19 protein-coding genes are annotated in these 18314 nt (G+C 31.1%); 3 read left to right on the top strand and 16 right to left on the bottom strand.

All coding sequences use genetic code 11. The features are described 5' to 3' along the window. Positions 1 to 52 precede the first annotated feature (52 nt). The 5 genes from ACE193_RS19315 to ACE193_RS19295 form a co-directional block, all read right to left on the bottom strand. Positions 53 to 292 (bottom strand): hypothetical protein, encoded by a 240-nt coding sequence (locus tag ACE193_RS19315; RefSeq protein ID WP_375559855.1) that lies wholly within the window; start codon positions 290 to 292, stop codon positions 53 to 55. Beyond that, positions 282 to 1238: a hypothetical protein gene (locus ACE193_RS19310; RefSeq protein ID WP_375559854.1), complete on the bottom strand. Its 957-nt coding sequence runs from the start codon at positions 1236 to 1238 to the stop codon at positions 282 to 284. Before ACE193_RS19310 ends, ACE193_RS19315 begins: the two co-directional genes overlap by 11 nt. 188 nt (positions 1239 to 1426) lie before the next feature. After that, the gene (locus ACE193_RS19305) at positions 1427 to 2074 is read right to left on the bottom strand and encodes a hemolysin III family protein (RefSeq protein WP_375559853.1); all 648 of its coding nucleotides are present in this window, start codon (positions 2072 to 2074) and stop codon (positions 1427 to 1429) included. Between the two features lie 64 nt (positions 2075 to 2138). Further along, positions 2139 to 2720, bottom strand: a complete 582-nt coding sequence (locus ACE193_RS19300; protein ID WP_338790317.1) for a sigma-70 family RNA polymerase sigma factor — start codon at positions 2718 to 2720, stop codon at positions 2139 to 2141. A gap of 216 nt (positions 2721 to 2936) precedes the next feature. Next, positions 2937 to 3536 (bottom strand): NifU family protein, encoded by a 600-nt coding sequence (locus ACE193_RS19295; protein ID WP_375559852.1) that lies wholly within the window; start codon positions 3534 to 3536, stop codon positions 2937 to 2939. A gap of 293 nt (positions 3537 to 3829) precedes the next feature. Between ACE193_RS19295 and ACE193_RS19290 the strand changes: the two genes are divergently transcribed. Then, positions 3830 to 4213, top strand: a complete 384-nt coding sequence (locus ACE193_RS19290) for a hypothetical protein (RefSeq protein WP_375559851.1) — start codon at positions 3830 to 3832, stop codon at positions 4211 to 4213. A gap of 322 nt (positions 4214 to 4535) precedes the next feature. Here the strand turns inward: ACE193_RS19290 and ACE193_RS19285 are convergent, their stop codons facing one another. Continuing rightward, a complete protein-coding gene (locus ACE193_RS19285) occupies positions 4536 to 5363 on the bottom strand; it encodes a hypothetical protein (RefSeq protein WP_375559850.1) in 828 nt (275 codons plus the stop codon). A gap of 459 nt (positions 5364 to 5822) precedes the next feature. Between ACE193_RS19285 and ACE193_RS19280 the strand changes: the two genes are divergently transcribed. Then, complete coding sequence (locus ACE193_RS19280) at positions 5823 to 8417, top strand: DUF5686 family protein (RefSeq protein ID WP_375559849.1); 2595 nt, start codon at positions 5823 to 5825, stop codon at positions 8415 to 8417. A 293-nt stretch (positions 8418 to 8710) separates the two neighbouring features. Here ACE193_RS19280 and ACE193_RS19275 read toward each other — a convergent pair whose 3' ends face one another. From ACE193_RS19275 to ACE193_RS19240, 8 genes are all read right to left on the bottom strand, one after another. Beyond that, on the bottom strand, positions 8711 to 9031 hold the full coding sequence (locus tag ACE193_RS19275) for an SCP2 sterol-binding domain-containing protein (RefSeq protein WP_375559848.1): 321 nt from the start codon (positions 9029 to 9031) through the stop codon (positions 8711 to 8713). 166 nt (positions 9032 to 9197) lie between these two features. Then, the gene (locus ACE193_RS19270) at positions 9198 to 10109 is read right to left on the bottom strand and encodes a DUF4835 family protein (protein ID WP_375559847.1); all 912 of its coding nucleotides are present in this window, start codon (positions 10107 to 10109) and stop codon (positions 9198 to 9200) included. An 87-nt stretch (positions 10110 to 10196) separates the two neighbouring features. After that, positions 10197 to 10823 (bottom strand): TlpA family protein disulfide reductase, encoded by a 627-nt coding sequence (locus tag ACE193_RS19265; protein ID WP_375559846.1) that lies wholly within the window; start codon positions 10821 to 10823, stop codon positions 10197 to 10199. A gap of 114 nt (positions 10824 to 10937) precedes the next feature. Then, positions 10938 to 11861, bottom strand: coding sequence for a methionyl-tRNA formyltransferase (gene fmt / locus ACE193_RS19260; protein ID WP_375559845.1), 924 nt, complete (start codon positions 11859 to 11861; stop codon positions 10938 to 10940). Between the two features lie 193 nt (positions 11862 to 12054). Continuing rightward, positions 12055 to 12471: a hypothetical protein gene (locus ACE193_RS19255; RefSeq protein ID WP_375559844.1), complete on the bottom strand. Its 417-nt coding sequence runs from the start codon at positions 12469 to 12471 to the stop codon at positions 12055 to 12057. Positions 12472 to 12512: 41 nt separating this feature from the next. Beyond that, positions 12513 to 13187, bottom strand: a complete 675-nt coding sequence (locus tag ACE193_RS19250; RefSeq protein ID WP_375559843.1) for a DUF4159 domain-containing protein — start codon at positions 13185 to 13187, stop codon at positions 12513 to 12515. Positions 13188 to 13394: 207 nt separating this feature from the next. After that, positions 13395 to 14144: an RsmE family RNA methyltransferase gene (locus ACE193_RS19245; RefSeq protein ID WP_375559842.1), complete on the bottom strand. Its 750-nt coding sequence runs from the start codon at positions 14142 to 14144 to the stop codon at positions 13395 to 13397. Between the two features lie 128 nt (positions 14145 to 14272). Further along, on the bottom strand, positions 14273 to 14863 hold the full coding sequence (locus tag ACE193_RS19240) for a hypothetical protein (RefSeq protein WP_375559841.1): 591 nt from the start codon (positions 14861 to 14863) through the stop codon (positions 14273 to 14275). Between the two features lie 294 nt (positions 14864 to 15157). On the opposite strand from ACE193_RS19240, the gene ACE193_RS19235 reads away from it, so the two are divergent. Continuing rightward, a complete protein-coding gene (locus ACE193_RS19235; RefSeq protein WP_375559840.1) occupies positions 15158 to 15829 on the top strand; it encodes a phosphatidylserine decarboxylase family protein in 672 nt (223 codons plus the stop codon). A gap of 348 nt (positions 15830 to 16177) precedes the next feature. Here the strand turns inward: ACE193_RS19235 and ACE193_RS19230 are convergent, their stop codons facing one another. Continuing rightward, positions 16178 to 17407: a serine hydrolase domain-containing protein gene (locus ACE193_RS19230; protein WP_375559839.1), complete on the bottom strand. Its 1230-nt coding sequence runs from the start codon at positions 17405 to 17407 to the stop codon at positions 16178 to 16180. Positions 17408 to 17486: 79 nt separating this feature from the next. Further along, a complete protein-coding gene (locus ACE193_RS19225; protein ID WP_375559838.1) occupies positions 17487 to 18311 on the bottom strand; it encodes an AraC family transcriptional regulator in 825 nt (274 codons plus the stop codon). Positions 18312 to 18314: the final 3 nt, after the last annotated feature.

Below are 18314 nucleotides of genomic sequence, written 5' to 3'. Positions count from 1 at the left end.
AATTAAAAGTGAGAACGAAAATTAACTCTTTTTTATTAATTTTATAGTGCGTTTAGTCTGGTGTTTTTATATTTCTACTATCTATTGAAAAAATTGCTAACAATTTAGTTCTCTCCCACCAAGTATATTCTAAGTCATAATATTCTTGATGCAAACCATCTATTTTAGTAGAAGATTCTACAATCGTTTCTATTTCTTGCTCATATGAACTTTGATAAATAGAAAATGAGAAAAAAGCTACTCCAAGCCAAAGCAATGCAGAAGTAAAATAAAGAATAGTTTTATTTTTCATATTGTAAATCCTCCTTTCCATATTCTAAATATGTTTCTTTCATAATACTATTTTCATGTTTGTAAAGTTTCCATTTTAGTTTTAGATTTTTGATGTTAAAATTCTTTTCATCAATTACTAAAAATCCCTTTTTATCAAAATAATAATTTACATTGGTTTCGATTTGATTTCGCAATTCTGTTGTATCTCTATATACAATTAAAGGCAGGATTTCCTGTACTTCAATTTCATAGCAATCTTGACAATCTGAATAAGACGTTTTTTCTATGATAGGACGAAATATAGCATTTTCATATTTGTCAGTTTCTGGAAAATAAACATATTCTTCTACCAAGGTATCAACAGCTTGTACATAAATCTGCGCTAATTCTGCCTTAAAACGAGCTAAATGAATCAAAACTTCTATTTTTCTTCCTTTTAGATATTTGTTTTCTAATTCCTTATCTGTTTGGTTTTCTTCAAAAACATAGTCTTTGTATTTATCTGATAGAAAGCTATCAAACTGTTTTATTTCCGTCAAATAATTTGTAAAAAGAGTTTGTAAGTTTAGGTTTTGAATGGAATAATTTTGATTGGCGAATTTATTAAAATCATTTTCTGTAAGATTTTTATTTCGCTGCTCATAAAGGGTTTTTAGGTCTTTTGTCGAATCAAATTGCTGTTCGTACTTTTTATAGATTGCTTCCAAACTATCTAATTTTGGAAAAATAGTTAATAGCTTTTTAGGATTTCCCTGTTCTGCAATTTGATTTTTAGCACTTCGCTCAATCTTCTCTTCTAAATATAAATAACCACTAGAAACATTTTCTCCTCCTCCTGCTGTTGCAGCTAAAAGGTCAAGTGTTTTTTCATCATATTTCTCAGAGAAAAAAGTATCATAGCTGTATTTTCCTGCTAACAAAAGCAAGACAAACAAAGGAATAAGAGGATGGAATAGCTTTTTCATTACAATTTGAAAGAATAAATTATTGAATTGTATTTATTTGATATTCAATTTACTTAAAAACGAAGGAATCACAAAATAGTATTTACCGTAGCTGACACTTTCCAAAATGTCAGAAGTTTATAAAGAAAAAAATCCGAAAACTACTGTTGTAATTTTCGGATTCTGTTTTGATTATTTTGGTTCAATTTTTATACATACAATCCAACGGCAAGAAAATGACAAGCACTTCCTCCCAAAACAAATAAATGCCAAATTGCATGATTAAATGGAAGTCTTTCCCAAACAAAAAACACAACTCCTAGCGAGTACGAAAGTCCTCCAATTCCAAGTAACACAAGTCCTCCTGTATGCAGATTTTCGAAGAAAGGTTGTACTGCCACTACTGCCATCCATCCCATAGAAACATAAAGAATAACAGAAAAGCGTTTCCATCTCCCTAAAAAGAACATTTTATAAATAATTCCTAAAAGAGCAATTCCCCATATTATACCAAAAAGCGTCCAGCCCCAAGCACCACGCAAAGTAACAAGTGTAAAAGGAGTATAAGAACCTGCAATCAAAAGATAGATTGCCATGTGGTCTATTTTTTCAAAAAACTTTTTTAGTTTAGCTGTTCTTGCTCCATGATAAAGCGTAGAGGCTGTATAAAGTAAAACAAGTGTAGTCCCAAAAATAGAAAAGCTGATTATTTTCCACATATCTTGTGCTTCACTTGCCCAAATAACAAGCAGCGTAAGAGCAACAATACTCAAAACAATGCCTAATCCGTGTGTGATTGTATTGGCAAGTTCTTGGTGCTTATTGCTAAATTTTTGTAATTTTTCTAAAGTTGTCAAGGTATTTTTAAATGTTTTTATTGGTAAAGGGTTAATTTAAGTTAGGTTCTGATTGTTTACTTATTTAATCCACATCAAAACCAAATTGTTTGGCATATTCAATGAGTTTTTCCTTCAAAACGCCTCTCGCTCTATGCAAACGAGAACGAACTGTTCCGATAGGAATATCCAAAATAACAGCCATTTCTTCATACGTAAATCCTTCCAAATCGCAAAGAATAATTACAGTACGAAAATCAACAGGCAAAGAATTTAAAGCTCCTGTAACCTCATCACCAATTTTGTTTTGCATCGTTGAGGTACGCAAATCTACGGTATGATTCATTTCAGCCGTTTCTACTGAAGCCGAATTGTAATAATTTTCTACGTCTTGGTAATCTACTTTTGAAGGTTCTTTTGTCTTTTTCCTGTAATTATTGATAAAACTGTTTTTCAAAATACGGAAAAGCCACGCCTTTGCATTTGTACCCACTTCATACGAGCCTGCAAAACGATACGCTTTCATGTAAGCATCTTGTACCAAATCTTTGGCATCGTCTTCATCAAAGGTAAGTTTGTAAGCAAAGTTGTACATGGCATCTGCATGAGGCATAAATTCAGTATTGAAAATATGTAGTTTTTCTTTTTCTGGAAGTGATTTAGCCATAAAGTGTTAGTTGTTTTATTATTGGTTTTTATCGCTCATGAGGACACGAGCAATGGATAGGGTAAATTTGGGAAATGTGTGAGTTCATTTTTTAAAGTAAGACTGTAAATGATTTTATGATGAATAAAGACAAATGCAATTACTTTTTTATAGTTATGTATTTATTCTAACTTCATTCAAAACTGGTAACTGATTACTACTTACTGATTACTAAAATTAGCCATTTTCAGCAACTACTTCTTTTACTTCAGGCATCATATTTTTGAAAAGATTTTCAATTCCAGCCTTTAATGTAATTGAAGAAGAAGGGCAACCACTACAAGAACCTTGAAGAAGAACGCTCAGTTTTCCTGTTTCTTTATCAAATTGAGAAAAAGAAATTGCTCCTCCATCCATTTCAACAGCAGGACGAATATATTGGTCTAAAATATCTTTTATTCTTGCAATCGTTGGGTCGTCGTTGAGTTCTACTTTTGAGTCGGGCAAGTTTTCTGAAAAAACAGGTTTTTGTGCCTCAAAATAATCTTTCAAATAATTACGAATAATAGAATTGATTTCTACCCATTCTACATTTTCTGTTTTGGTAACTGTAATGAAATTTTTACTCAAAAATACACGCTCTACAAAATCAAATTCATTGAAAAGAGCAGCAGCTAAAGGAGAATCATGGGTATCTTCTTTGCTTGCATAATCCTTCACAATTCCATCTGCCATAAGCATAAAGCTCATCACAAACTTCATTGAATTTGGATTTGGATTTTCTTCTACATATATGTGTACGTGAGGCGCACGATTGTTATCTGTGATTACTGCCATAATGATTTAGTCTAAAGTTTTAGTCTATTATTGATTAAACTGGTTATTGATTCTAGTTGAGTTTAGAACAATAAAGAAGCCTTAAAGTTCTGTTAAAACCCTTTTTTCACAAAGATACCATAAAATAAAACCAAAATTAAATACACAATTATAATCTATCTAAAAAATAATAAAAAGATACTCTGAGTAAATAAAGTCAAATAACCTAAACAATTTTAATACTTTTATGTTATATAAGTAGATTACAATAAAACAATATTAAATCTATTTTTTTAACTAAAAACATTATTTTTATGGAAACTTACCAAGAATCAATACAAGAAGCACAAGCAAAATTAAAAAATATACCAGCCAATGAAGTAAAACCTCGTAATGAAGTTGCACCTGCATTTATTATGCGTGTAATGCTTACAAGTTTAGCTGTTTTTTTTCTAGCCATTGGCGTAGAAGTAGCTATTCTTCATTCAATCATCGGAAATCCAGAAGTAGAATTAGGACGTAGAATTATCTTTTTTGCTGTTGGTGGTGGACTTTTGGGAGCTACAATCGGAATGATTACCTCTTTTGCATTTATTCTAAAAAAGAAATTTGATTACAAAAATGCGATGTCAATAATGGCAGTAGTATTAGTTCTTTTAATGATAGGGGTTGCTATTTTGGGCGATTATCCCATATAGAATCTAAAATTACCATTTGATTCACTCAAAAATTATTAAACAAGGAAGCCTTTTTTCTTATGAAAAAAGGCTTCCTTGTTTGTTAGAAATTAAAACAATCCACTACTTATTAAGCAACGTGAATTCTGTCAGACACCTCAAAGCTGTCAGTACAGTCAAAACACAAATTATCCGACATCTTTGAGGTGTACTGATAATGAGTAATATAAATTCATTTGTAGAACAAACAAAAAGGCTATTTTCAATTCCAAGTTCACATATAAAACAATAACTTCCAGATAATTCGTAATTATTTAAAAAAAGATATTTCCCTCAATTTAATCTACATCACATCAACAATTTTTGCATATACATCATCCCATAAAAAGGCTTTTATCTCTCCTGTATGCAACCTTAAAATAAGTAAATTATATTTATCAGTATGGTCACCAATACCTAAACGATAGCCTGTTGCTCGTGTGTGTGGATGAAAACCAAATTGCTGACAGTTGGGAAGCACTGTTCCAAGTGCTACTGAATTAAAATCAGCAAACTTTGAACTATAAAAAATATTCTCCTTTAAAATATTTATTAATTCTGGATTATTAAATTTTAGTGTTTCTTTATCATACATTTGTTCTGGGTCGGTATTCAATAAATCTTTAATAGCCAAATCAGCACGTCGTTTGCGTTCTTCTTTTGCATTTATTTCTGCAAAAGCCATTGCTATTCGCAGTTTATTCATCAAATTATTTTCACCTTGTAAGTCTTCCTCTGTTGCTCCATAAGCCGACCTCCAACGAATATTCAAACGCAAATGGCTACGAACTTCCTTGAGAGCCAAAAAACGAGCTTCTAGCTCTTCAGGTTCAAAATTACCTACATTTGCAGCAGTTATGGCATAAGGTGCGTATTCACCTTCAAGCTGTGCCAAACTTTTGGTAGGACGAATGAGCTTACGTGTAGAGTCTGTTGGTGAAACAGTGGAATCTACAATAACAATAGCCTTATTCGAATCACCGACATTTATACTAGAATCTTGTTCATAATTATCTTCTGTGATTACAATTTCTAAATTAGTAGAGTCATTTTGGGCAAATGAAAAGTGTATTGCTACAAAAAATATACATATTGAAAAAAAAAATTTACTAGTAAAGTTCAAGTTTTTCATTAGGATTGAATTATTTTATCTAAATCATCTAAAAATTAGATCTTTAGAAATTGGATAGGTGTTTATTAGAAAATTTACGTCTAATTTTGAAATAGTTTTCAAAATGTAGAATTAGCTACAAAGTTAATAGTATTTTTAATGCCTTATTATAGTCAGTCTCTATCAGATTATTTAAAAAGATATAAAATACTATTTTTATACTATTTAAAATATTTTTTTTTATCTGCTTGACAAGATACAAAATTAGCAGCTTGACTTAAAACTATAAAAGTAAATTAATTAGTCTTTATGTTAAATTCTGATATAAAATAAGACAAATTTAGTGCAAATCAATTTGTAGTTATTATTTTAACTGCTTAATCGAAAAATTATTTTTCTAAAAAACCTAAAATTAAGATAAAATTACTTTCCTTTCTTTAAAAAAAGAAGTTGTATTTTTGTAATCCCATTTTACCTTTTATGTCCATTACTTTCTATATGAATACTGTTTTTTACTCCTCCTATTTTTCTGTTCGAAAAAGATTTTTGTCTTATGACTCTTTTGTAGTCAAACTATTTTTATGTTTTAGCTTTTTATTCATTGGTCTATCTGCTTTTGCTCAAAAAACCATCGTTACAGGAAAAGTAACTGATGCAGAAACAGGAGACGGTGTTCCTTTTGCAAATGTTTATTTTGATGGAACAACCATAGGAACATCTACGGATTTTGATGGGTTTTATAAAATTGAAACCGATAAAGCCAGTGATTCACTTGTCGTCTCGTATGTAAGTTATCAAACTAGAAAAAAAGCTGTCAAAAAAGGAGTTACTCAAAATATTGATTATCAACTTGCCTCATCTGATGAAACACTAAAGGCCATTGTAGTTACATCTGGGAAAAGAGAAAATCCTGCTTGGGAATATTTACGAGGTTTATTAGACCATAAATCTGAAAATGATAAACGCCGTCTTTCTGCTTATGAATATGATTCTTATTCCAAAGTAGAATTAGATGTTGATAATATTTCTGACAAATTCAAAGAAAAAAAACTTGTCAAGCAGATTATTGGAGTAGTCGATAGTGTTGAAAGTTTGGCAGGAGAAGATGGAAAGCCTGTTTTGCCTCTCTTTATTTCTGAAACTATTTCGAAATATTATTATAGAGATAGTCCTATCAAAAGAAAAGAAGAAATTGAGAAAACACGTATCAAAGGAGTTGGGGTGGATGATGGAAGCATTGTTTCACAGCTTGTTGGTTCATCTTTTCAAGATTATAATTTTTATGAAAGTTGGATTCAGATTGCAGGAAAAGATTTTGTTTCTCCTATTTCTGAAAGCTGGCGATTATTTTATGATTATGAATTACAAGAACGTACCGAAATTGATGATATTTGGTGTTACCGTATTGATTTTCAGCCCAAACGAAAAGAAGATTTAGCTTTTACAGGCACAATGTGGGTTACCGATGATTCGACTTTTGCTTTAAAACGTATAGATGTAACAGTTCCAAAAACAGCTAATCTTAATTTTATTGAGAAAATAAAAATTCAACAAGATTTAAAACGAATCGAAGATGAAAAAGAAATGGCTTGGCTTCCTGTCAAAACACGTATTTTAGTTGATGTAGGACAAATAAATGACCAATGGGCAGGAATGCTTTTAAAATCATATAGTTCGGCAGAAAATATTGTAATCAATAAACCAAGAGAACTTAAATTCTACAAAGATGCGATTGTTGTAGATGAAGAAGCTACAAATTCGTCGGATGAATTTTGGCAAGAAAACAGACATGATTCACTTACGGCAAGCGAACAAACGGTTTATGCAATGATTGATACCATTAGTAATTTGCCTATGGTAAAAAGTTATATCGAAATTGCTGATTTGCTTATCAATGGCTATAAAGATATTGGAAAAGTAGATGTAGGACAACTTCTTACACTTTATTCAAATAATAATATTGAAGGAAGTCGTGCCATGCTTAATGTACGTACAAATGGAGATTTTAGTAAAAAAATTCAGATTTCGACAGGAATAGCGTATGGTTTTGGAGATAAAAAATGGAAATATAAAGGACAAATACGAACTATTCTTTCTCGTCGTCCTTGGACAGTATTGGGCATTCAACATCAATACGATCTTCAACAGGTAGCTTTATTTAATGAGGATTTTCGTTCTAGTGGAAACATTCTTTTTTCATCTTTCAGTCGTGTGGGAAATTTGGATAGAAACCGTCCTTTTTATCACAGACAAAGTAGCATTTATCTTCAAACTGATATTGTAAAAGGAATTACACCAAGAATAACATATCGTAATCAAAACTATAATCCCTTATTTGTATTTGAATTTTTTGATCCAGAAAACCTAGAAATTCGTCGTCGTGATTTTACAGTTTCTGAAATAATGGCAGAAGTCAGAATTGGTTTTAAAGAACGTTTTATAAATGCTGACCTTACTCGTGCTAATTTGGGAAGTAAATATCCTATTTTTAAATTTCGTTACATTAGAGGTTTAGGAGATTTTTTGGGAGGAGACTTGGAATATCACAAATTTTCTACTCGTTTGGAGCATTCATTTCGTTTAGGAATTTTCGGACGTACAGATTATTTTATTAGTGCAGGTTTTACGCCTTCTACCCTTCCTTACCCACTTTTAGAGTCACATTTGGGCAATGAAACTCCTTTTTATAATCAACTTTCATTCAACCTTATGAATTATTTTGAATTTGTGAGTGATAAATATGCTTCACTCAATATAATTCACGACTTCAATGGATTTTTATTAAACAGAATTCCACTTATGAGAAGGCTTAAATGGAGAAGTTTTGTAGAAGGAAATATGCTCATCGGAAATGTGAGTCAGAAAAATATTGATTTAATCCCTGATGTAAATTCAAATGGAATCCCAGTTCCTAAATTTGGCAGTTTGGGAGCTACTCCTTATGCAGAAGTAAGCTACGGAATTAGTAATATTTTTAGATTTGTGAGGGTACAAGCTGTTCATCGTCTCACTTATTTGGATAAAGATGATGTTAGTCCGTGGGGGATTCGTGTTTCAGCTCAGTTTAGATTGTAATAGAATTTCAAATAAACAGATAAAAGCCTTTTTATTCAATTTAGAATAAAAAGGCTTTTATATCGTGAACTCGGTATTCTATTCTTGCTTTATGTCCCGTCAGACACTTCAGAGTGTCAGACAGCTATGTTGGACTAAATTGTCTGACACCTTGAAGGTGTACTGACAAGATAGTTGGCAAATCAGCTAATAAAGAAGCATAGACTGATAAATACATAAATTATAATACCGAGTTCACGTTTTTATATTAAAAACTTATTCTTGTTGATGTTTCTATCAACGAGAGTTTTAATCTACTCATTTTCTTTAGCACGACGAGAAATAAGCTGAACTACTTTCATAGCCATTTCCATATCTCCGTTTACTTTTACTTTTCCAGTCATATAAGCAGCCATTAAGTTTAAAGAACCATCAAGCATTTTATTTGCATTTTCTTCTGAAATTTTAACTGTACAGTCTGCATCTTTATCTTCGTGAGAAACTACATTAGGAACTTGTGTAGCATCTACATAAACAACTCCGTCGCCTTTAAGGTCAAACTTTACTGATTTTCCTAGTCCACTATCAGTTCCAACTACTGTTTTTACACGTTCTGTGAAAGATTCTAAGCTCATATTTTTTTACTTTTGGGGTGAGTAATTTAATAATAATTACGAATTACGAGTGTAATCCATTGATTTTATAGTTTGAAGTTATTTACTTCTTTATTTTTATACTGCAATTTAACATAAAAAACTCGGCTTGCAGCGTTTTTTATTCTCTTAGCATTGTTTTTTTTAATTAATTTTGAAGTTTTCTATACAAATCTGCGTGTGCAGGGTCAAGTTGAAGCAAAATCTCAGCAGCTTTGAGTTTTTCTTCTTTTTCTGCATTCGAAAATAGTTGATAGAGTTCTTCTCCTTTTGCATCAAAGAGTGTTTGAATCAGTAAAGCATTCAATCGAATTTCACTTACTTCTCTCCATTTTTTCAACACTTCCATTGTTTTTGTGCGTGATTCTTCTGGTTTTTCTAACATAATATCAAGCCCCAAACGATGATAATCATATAAGCCTTTTCGCAAATCAACAAATTGAGGACTATTCAAGTTTTCGGCAAGCCAGTATCTCGAACGAACATCATTATTTTGCCAACCTGTATTTGCAACTCCTGTACTTTGTGCATTATTGATGATATTTTGGGCTTTTTCAATATAAGGACTTCCACCCAAAGAAGAAAAAGAATCATAATCTAAAGCCAAAATAATATAAGAATAATACGCCAACATCAAGGTCAGATTATTATTGGTAGAATTAGGAATATAAATAAGTGGCTCACTAGGTTTATAGGAAAAATCAAAATTTTTGTCAAAATAATTGAGCATAGGAGAAGTATAAACCGTTCCATATATAGGACGATTGTATTGAATTTGTGCATCTCCAGAATAAATACCTTGAGCAAAATCTGTATTTTTATCTAGCGTAATCAAAATATTACACTCTATGCGTTCCCATTCTTCGTAACGGTCTTCTGTCCATTGTGTCGTGTTCATAAACTTTGTTAGAGCTTTGGTAAGCTGTCCAACAATTTGTTTGTTTTGATTTTCAACACGAGAATCATTAATAATTACATTGCAACGAAATTCTTGTGCAAAAACTTGACTAGCAAACGACACAAAAAGAAGACTAAAAACTAAAAAAAGATATTTTTTCATTGATGATGATTTTTATAAAATTCAAAAAAACGCTATAAAGAAATTCTGATTTTTCTTTATAGCGTTTCATGCTAACTAAAACTAATTTTAAAGTAAACTATTTATCACGTTTACTATGTTTACTTGTTCTATATTTTCAGTGTCCTGTGGAATTTGCATAGAACTAGGACGAGGAGCATCTTGATTAACTACTTTTCCAGTTTTATCTACAAGCATATAGCGAGGAATTCCTGTGATTCCATATTTTGAAGAAACAGCTTGATTTGCATCAGCAGCAGGATAAAAATGCACTCCTTGAATATCCATTTTCTCAATTCCATTTTTCCATGCAGCAGCAGCTCTATCAAAGGAAACGTACAAGAAAACTACATCTTTTCCTTCAAACTGACTGTGTAATTTTTGAGAACTAGGCATTTCTGCACGACACGGAGGACACCAAGAAGCCCAAAAATCAACATAAATTACTTTCCCTTTGTACTCAGCTAATACATCTTCAAACATTTTTACGCTACCATCAGCATTATTTTGCTCCAAGAATACTTTATCTGTTTTTGCTACAGTTGTTGTATGAGTTGTTTCTGTTTTAGCCCCACCAATTACTACATGAGAAGTAGAGCCATTGCCATTTCCTTCAGAAGCATTGGCTTGTTTTTTTTCACTTGCACAAGAAGCTGCCGAAGCAATAAGAGCAATAAATAAGATGAATTTTTTCATAATAGTATATTATTTTAAATGAGTTGATTTTTTTATATATAAATTAAAATGCTGTAAAATCTTTCCTAAAATTTGGTTTTGGATTATTTCAGAATAACAAAAATACTAAAAATTTTAGATTTTATTTCCTCTCAAAAATTCTTCTGTTTTCATTCTTCGTTTTCCTTGAGGCTGTAATTCATTGATTTTGATATAACCATCTAGTGTCTTAACGTAAAGATATGTCTTTTGGTCTGTGAGAGGTTCGCCAATCAAAAGTTCATTTACTTCATCATAATCAGCAATTTCTATATCAAAAACCTTATACATTGTATCATAAAGGCTCATTCTTGCAGCAGGATAAGGCGTAAGTCCACGCACAAAGTTTAGTATTTTTTCACTTTCATTGTTGAAGTTTATGAAGGTATCCTCTGTAAAAATCTTTGGAGCGTGTGGTGTTTTTTCTTCCAAATTCTGTTTTTTGACTGCATAATCATTGTCTTGAATAGCTTTTACTGTTTTCAAAACAAGTCTTGCACCTTTATTTTTTAGTCTTTCATACAGCGTTCCGACATTATCATTGTCATAAATTTCTTCTTCTTCTTGAAAAAGAATATCGCCTGTATCGATTTTATGTTGTAGAAAAAAGGTTGTTACTCCTGTCTTTTTTTCTCCATTGATAATTGCCCAGTTGATAGGTGCAGCACCACGATAATTAGGCAACAGCGAAGCATGAAGATTAAAAGTTCCTATTTCTGGCATCTGCCAAACAACTTCTGGAAGCATTCTGAAAGCCACTACAATTTGAAGATTTGCATTATAACTTTTGAGTTCTTCTAAAAAACTCTCATCTTTTAAATTCGTGGGTTGGAGAATAGGCAAATTATGTTTTAAAGCTGCTTTTTTTACATCAGATTCATTTATTTTCTGACCTCGCCCTGCTTTTTTGTCAGGCGCAGTAATAACAGCAACTACATTGTAGCTATTTTCTACTAAAATATCTAAGGAGGAAACGGCAAATTCGGGCGTTCCCATAAAAACAATACGTAATTGGGGCATATATTATTGATTATAATCATTTATAACCGTCAAACGAGGCTTGCCGTCGTTGAGGTAAAATACTTTGATTTTTTATTTGTAGCTCATTATTGGCTAAAATTCATTTATTTGTAGACCAAAAATACAAAAAAGTGAGCTACAAAATGACTAAAAACAGTATAAAGTGAGCTAGAAAATATTCTATATTCTTATATTAATAACAGTTATCATTTAATATCAAGGGAATATAAAAGTAATTTTCTTTCTTATTCTTGAAAACAGTAATTCCTAAATAATTTCCAGTGTGAGAAATCATTAATAATTCTTCTAAATCATTAACATAACGATTATTATTATTAACTTCAATATTTACCCCTACTGGATTACATAAAAAATTAGCTATAATTCTATCTTTTCTAAGAATACTAAATTTTATTGAATCTATTGTTTCACCAATGTATTTAATCGAATTAATATTATTTTTATTAGGTTTGCAATCTACTTTTAAAAATTTCATTTGTAATATATCCACATTATTGATAAATAATGTGTTACATTTTTGAGCCTTATAAGAAAATTGAACAAAACATAAAATAATGATTGACAATAATCCTAACCACTTGTTTTTCAATATCTGCGTTCTTGTTGGTTTCCTCATTTTTTTTTATAGTCTTATTGAAGCTGCATAAAAGCAAAAAGAACCAAATTTGCACCCATTTTTAAAGCAGCTTGACGTTTTTCTTCTGGGTCGTTGTGGATAGAAGAATCTTCCCAGCCGTTTCCTAAATCTGATTCATACGAGTAAAAACAAACTAAACGACCTTCGTAAAGCAAACCAAAACCCTGTGCTGGTTTTCCGTCGTGTTCGTGGATTTTTGGGAGTCCGTCTGGAAATTTATAATTGATAGTGTAAACGTCGTGAGAATAAGGCAGTTCGATAAAATCTAACTCTGGAAATACTTTTTTCATTTCTAAGCGAACAAATTTATCCATTCCATAATTATCATCAATATGCAAAAAACCTCCTCCAATCAAATAATTACGAAGATTTTGAGCTTCCTGTGCTGAAAAAATAACGTTTCCGTGTCCTGTCATGTGTACAAATGGATAACTAAAAAGCTCTGCGCTTCCTACCTCTACTACTTCTTCTTCTTTATCAATTTGTGTTTTTAAATTTTCATTACAAAATTCTATTAAATTTGGTAAAGAGGTTTTATTAGAATACCAATCTCCACCACCATTATATTTCAACTTAGCTATTTTGTAAGTAGCAGTTGGTTTTAGAATGGATTTATTAGGAATGAACGAAAATAAAGCTAGAGTAAGGACAATTAGTATATATTTCATATTTGATAAGATTTTGCAATACAAATACATAGATAGGATTGGTAAATGATTTGTATGATTTATAGGATGAAAAGCAGAATAAATACTTTTTCAGAAAATACGAATACAAGGTTACAAAGAGTACAATATATTTTTAACCACAGAGTTTGAAGAGAATAAAAGAGGAATGAATAGTAGTTGAAACTCCCTAATCTCTCGCCCCTATCCCTAAATTCTATTTAAGCTATTAAGAGCCATACACGAATAAAGAGCAGCCGTTTCAGTTCTGAGTCTATATGCTCCCAAACTCACACATTCGAAACCTGATATTTGAGCTTGATGTGCTTCTTCTGGACTAAACCCACCTTCACTTCCTATCAAAACCAAATAATAAGCATTTTTGGTAGCGCAACTTTCCAAAACAGCATTTGTATCAGTAGGCGTATAAGCAATAAAGCGTTGAATTTCTAACGTTTCTTCTCCGTGTTTCGTTTGATTTTTTCTATCAGAATGGTATTTTTTTATAAATTCTTTAAATTCTTTAGGAGCATTTATTTTTGGAAGTGTGGCACGTAAAGATTGTTTGATTGCTGCAATACTTTTCTTTACTAATCGGTCAGATTTGAGGTGGTTGTATTCACTTCTACTTGTTTCGATAAATGAAATTTCATCAATTCCAATTTCGATAGCTTTTTCTAAAAACCATTCTATTCTATCCGAACTTTTTGTAGCAGCAACAGCAATATGAATATAAAAAGGACGTTTTGGCTCTGTATCAAAAATTTGTGTAATCTCTATCAAAGAGTTTTTGACATTTGGAGAAAGCACCTTTCCTTTAGCTAATATTCCTTTTCCATTTACAATATCTATAAAATCGCCTTCTTTTACTCTAAGTGTTTTGAGGTGTTTGGCTTCTTCTTCTGGAAGTGTAATTTGTTGTCCGAGTTCTAAATCAGGATAGAAAAAATAAGTATCCATATATTACAGTTATCTGTTACCAGTTTTCAGTTACCAGTGAATGCAAAATGATATATTTGCTTTTTTAATTAATACACATAGGCAAACTGTTTTTGTTAAAAAAATAATTTCACAAGCTATAAAAAAATCTAGTCTTTCACAATCATTCCAGCACATTCTACGGCTTCATTGCCTACAAAAGACTTCCAAATTTGTTTGTGAGGATTGAAAATGATAGCGTATTGCCAGTCATTAGAGAAAAAACGTTGTTGTGTTCCCATATCTGTTCCTGACATAAAAACAGAAAGATTATTTGGGTGAGTATGATACCAACCTATCATTTGCCATTGTTTGTTTTCATCTTTATCTAAGATTGCATCAAACTCATCTAGCATTTCTTTCCATACTTCGTGATCCATTTCTAAATAGGCAGAACTTCCTTTGGCTTGTTTTCCTGCTAGAGCTTCCTCTACTACGCCATACATAAGTTTCTTTTTTTCATCAAAAAACACTTTTCCTAATAGAACTCCACCTTGTTCGACAACGTTTTCTTTTGTTGTTTCTCCCCAAGAAATATGTTCAAAAATTTGTTTTATAGCCTTTGGCTTGATGTAGAGTTTTGTGTTTTTGGCATCGTCTTTACTTTTTGAATTGAGTGAAGGCTCAATCAAAAAAGACGGTTCAGTCTGATTTTCAGGCTTGTAGGCTTCTGAAACGGTATTTATTTTGAATTTTGACAAAATTGAAATCGTTTTTGGTCTTTGTATAGTTGAAACTAAAAAAATAACATATCTATTAACAATACAGTTAAAAGTAAGCAAATTTATTGAAAATGCCGTATGTTTGTATCAAAATTTTTAAAATAGTCCTTTTGCATATAGGTTGTCGCTCGTGGGGACACGAGCAACGGATAAATAGGTTATTAGAATAACTATATCTCTAAACTATTTTCTATTGTATTCATTCATTTACATAAAACACTCTGCTGTTACTTGTGTCCCCACAAGCAACGTAATAAATAAACACATTAAAAAATGAAAATTCATAAAGAAGGTTATCCAAGTTTACTCCTCGTTATTATTTTTGCCTCTATTGTTATTGGTTCAGGTTATTATTTTTCCAGTTCTTTTTCTAATCCTCAATTAATAGAATCCATAGCTGTTGTTATTGGTGTTGCTTTTTTCTTGATTATTCTTCAGTTTTTTAGAAGTCCTGTGGTAGTAACAGAACGAAATGAAAAACATATCATTGCACCTGCCAACGGAAAAGTAGTGGTTATTGAAGAAGTAGAAGAAACAGAATATTTTAAAGACAAACGTCGTCAGATTTCAATTTTTATGTCACCTATTGATGTTCATGTAAATCGTAATCCTTTATCTGGTATTGTATCTTACTTCAAATACCACCCTGGTAAATATCTTGTTGCTTGGCATCCGAAAGCAAGTACAGATAATGAACGCACAACGATTGTAGTAAAACAACCTAATACCAATACAGAGGTATTGTTTCGTCAGATTGCTGGTGCGCTTGCTCGTCGTATCTGTTGGTATGTAAAAGAAGGACAGCCTGTTATGCAAGGAGAGGAATTTGGTTTTATAAAGTTTGGTTCTCGTGTAGATATTTTTGTTCCTCTTGATACAGAAATAAATGTAAACTTAGACCAAAAAACAAAAGCAGGAAGAACTGTCATTGCTACTTTGAAATAACAATAAAAGCTTTGTTTAGCTTTCATAGAAAATCCTTTTTACTGTTTTGTAGTAAAAAGGATTTTTTAGCTAAGGAATAGAAATTAAATAAAGCACTCATTTATAAAAAATAAGTCATTGTTATTCAATACATTATATTCGCAATTAGCTTCACTGCCATACTACTAGACATTTTCAAATAAATAGGTCAGTCCCAGAGGGCAAACCATCTATAAAACTTAAAAACAAGCAAGATTGACTATAAACGGTCTGCTATACGAGGCTGACCTATACAGTAATTAATAAAATGTCTAATTGTAATCTTTAAATCGTTCCTAAATGATGTGTCGTGTTACTTAAACTAAAATATTACTTTGCAGCCTCAAAAGATTTATAAGCCTTTACTATTTCACTTACTACTTCAAAAGCTAAATCTCCAGCCTCTTCCATATTAGAATTTATCAAGACAATCGAACCTGATTGAGTAGCTGGGTCAAACCCAAAAAAAGCAGTTGTTCCTATGTCTCCCCCTGTGTGTCCGATACGACCATTTGTAGACCAGAGCCAAAAAACACCATAATTATCCTCTTTTGAAGGCATTTCTTTTGGTCTAGCTTCTAGTTTCTTATCAAAAAGAAGTTGGTATGATTCTTTTGAAAGCAATAAAGAAGATTGTCCTGTCTTTGCTTTTATCATTTCTTGCATAAACACTGTCATATCTTCAATTGAGGTAAGCAAAGAGCCATCAGGATAAGTTGTCATTGTATAAGCAGGAAGAGGAGTATCTTTGTCAAAAAATTGTGTAGAAACTAATGCAGCATTCAATTCTGATTTTCTCCAAGCTGTATGATTCATCTGTAAAGGTTCAAAAATTACTTGTTTTGAATAAATATCGAAAGGAGTTTGAGTTGCAATTTCTATGAGATAAGCAGCCAAAGCAGAACCAATATTACTATAAGAATACTCTGTTCCAGTCGGTGCATTCAAAAAATTAGCTGAATTATAAAGGCTTCCTATTGTAGAAAGATAAGACTGTGTAAAATTAGCAAGTGAGAGAATATTTCCATTCGTTTTTATTCCCAGTTCATTTATCATTAGTTGCGCTCCTTTTGTAGATGTATTTTCACCTTCCAAAATACTATAATTTTGAAAATAAATTGCTTCATCATCCTTAATTCCAGAAGTATGAGTAACCAAATGTTTGATTAAAATAGGTTCATTTGGAAAATTTGGATTGTTTACTTCGAAAGGTAAAATCGAATTAATAGGTGTTTCTAACGTAAAATACCCATCTTCAATCGCTTTAACAAGTGAAATCCCAATAAAAACTTTACTAATAGAAGCAATATTCATCGACATTTCATTGGTCAAGTCTATATTCTTTTCAATATCAGCCTTACCATAACTTTTCTGAAAAGCAACTTCTCCATTTTTGATAACAGCTACCGAAAATCCTCCAAAATTAGATTTTTCATAACTTTTTTGAAGAGAAGCATCAAGTTGTTGGGGAGTATTTATTTGAGGAACAACCTCTTTCGAACAGCTTAAAATTAGAGAAGATAAGGTAATTAATAATAGCACTTTAAAAGAGTTTTTCATAGATGATAGTGTTTTAGTGAGAAAATCTAAAAATTAGGTTATAAAAATAATTTCCTCAAAGATAAAACACCTCTTTTCCTTAATCTTGTAAAATATTGAAACTTTGTTGATAGTTTCTAGGAGTTACACCTACATAATTTTTGAAATAATTAGTAAAATTACTTTGGTCATAAAATCCTGCATCCAAAGCCGTTTCTGTAATTGAGTTTCCTTCTTGAAGCAATTGTTTGGTAAGTGCTATTCTACTCAAAAGAATGTATTGAAAGGGTGTAAGTCCGACATGCTTTTTAAAGGTTCTAATAAATTGAAACTTATCTAGTTTTGTCTGATTAGCTAGAGTTTCTAAACTTATTTTTTGGTCTAAATTAGCATTTAAATATTGTTTTATTTCGGTCAACCAAGTAGGTTTTTGTATTATATTAATATTTAATTTTTTATTTTTTTCAATGGATTTAAACTTCCCAATTTCTTGAATAAATTGTATAAATTCTTTTTCAAAATTAATATCAAAGCTGTTTTTAGAAGCTATAATTTGATTAGATAATTGATTGAGTTTGTCAAAAAGAAAACTATCAGTAATGAGATTTTGTAATATAAAATCATCATTTACTTCATTTTTTCCTAAAGCGAACCGAAAAATATCTTTACTGATATATAAAGTCTTGATAGAATAATCAAGATTTTGAAAAGCACTATTTTTATGTATTTCTAAAGGATTCGAAATCAGTAAAGAGTTTTGTAAAGCAACTTTATTATTCTCTACAAAAGCTCCTTTTTCTATAATCGAAATACAAAATGTTTCGTGATAATGCAAAGGAAAATCTTGACTTGAATTATATGCAGAAAATAACTCTAAACTATCCAAACGCTGTAATTTAATTCGTTCAATTTTTGAAACATTCATTAG

This window comes from Bernardetia aquimarina, from assembly GCF_042180575.1.
Taxonomy (GTDB): Bacteria; Bacteroidota; Bacteroidia; order Cytophagales; family Bernardetiaceae; genus Bernardetia.
Note: the sequence above shows the minus strand (reverse complement) of the source record. Positions and strands in the feature narration are given on the sequence as shown.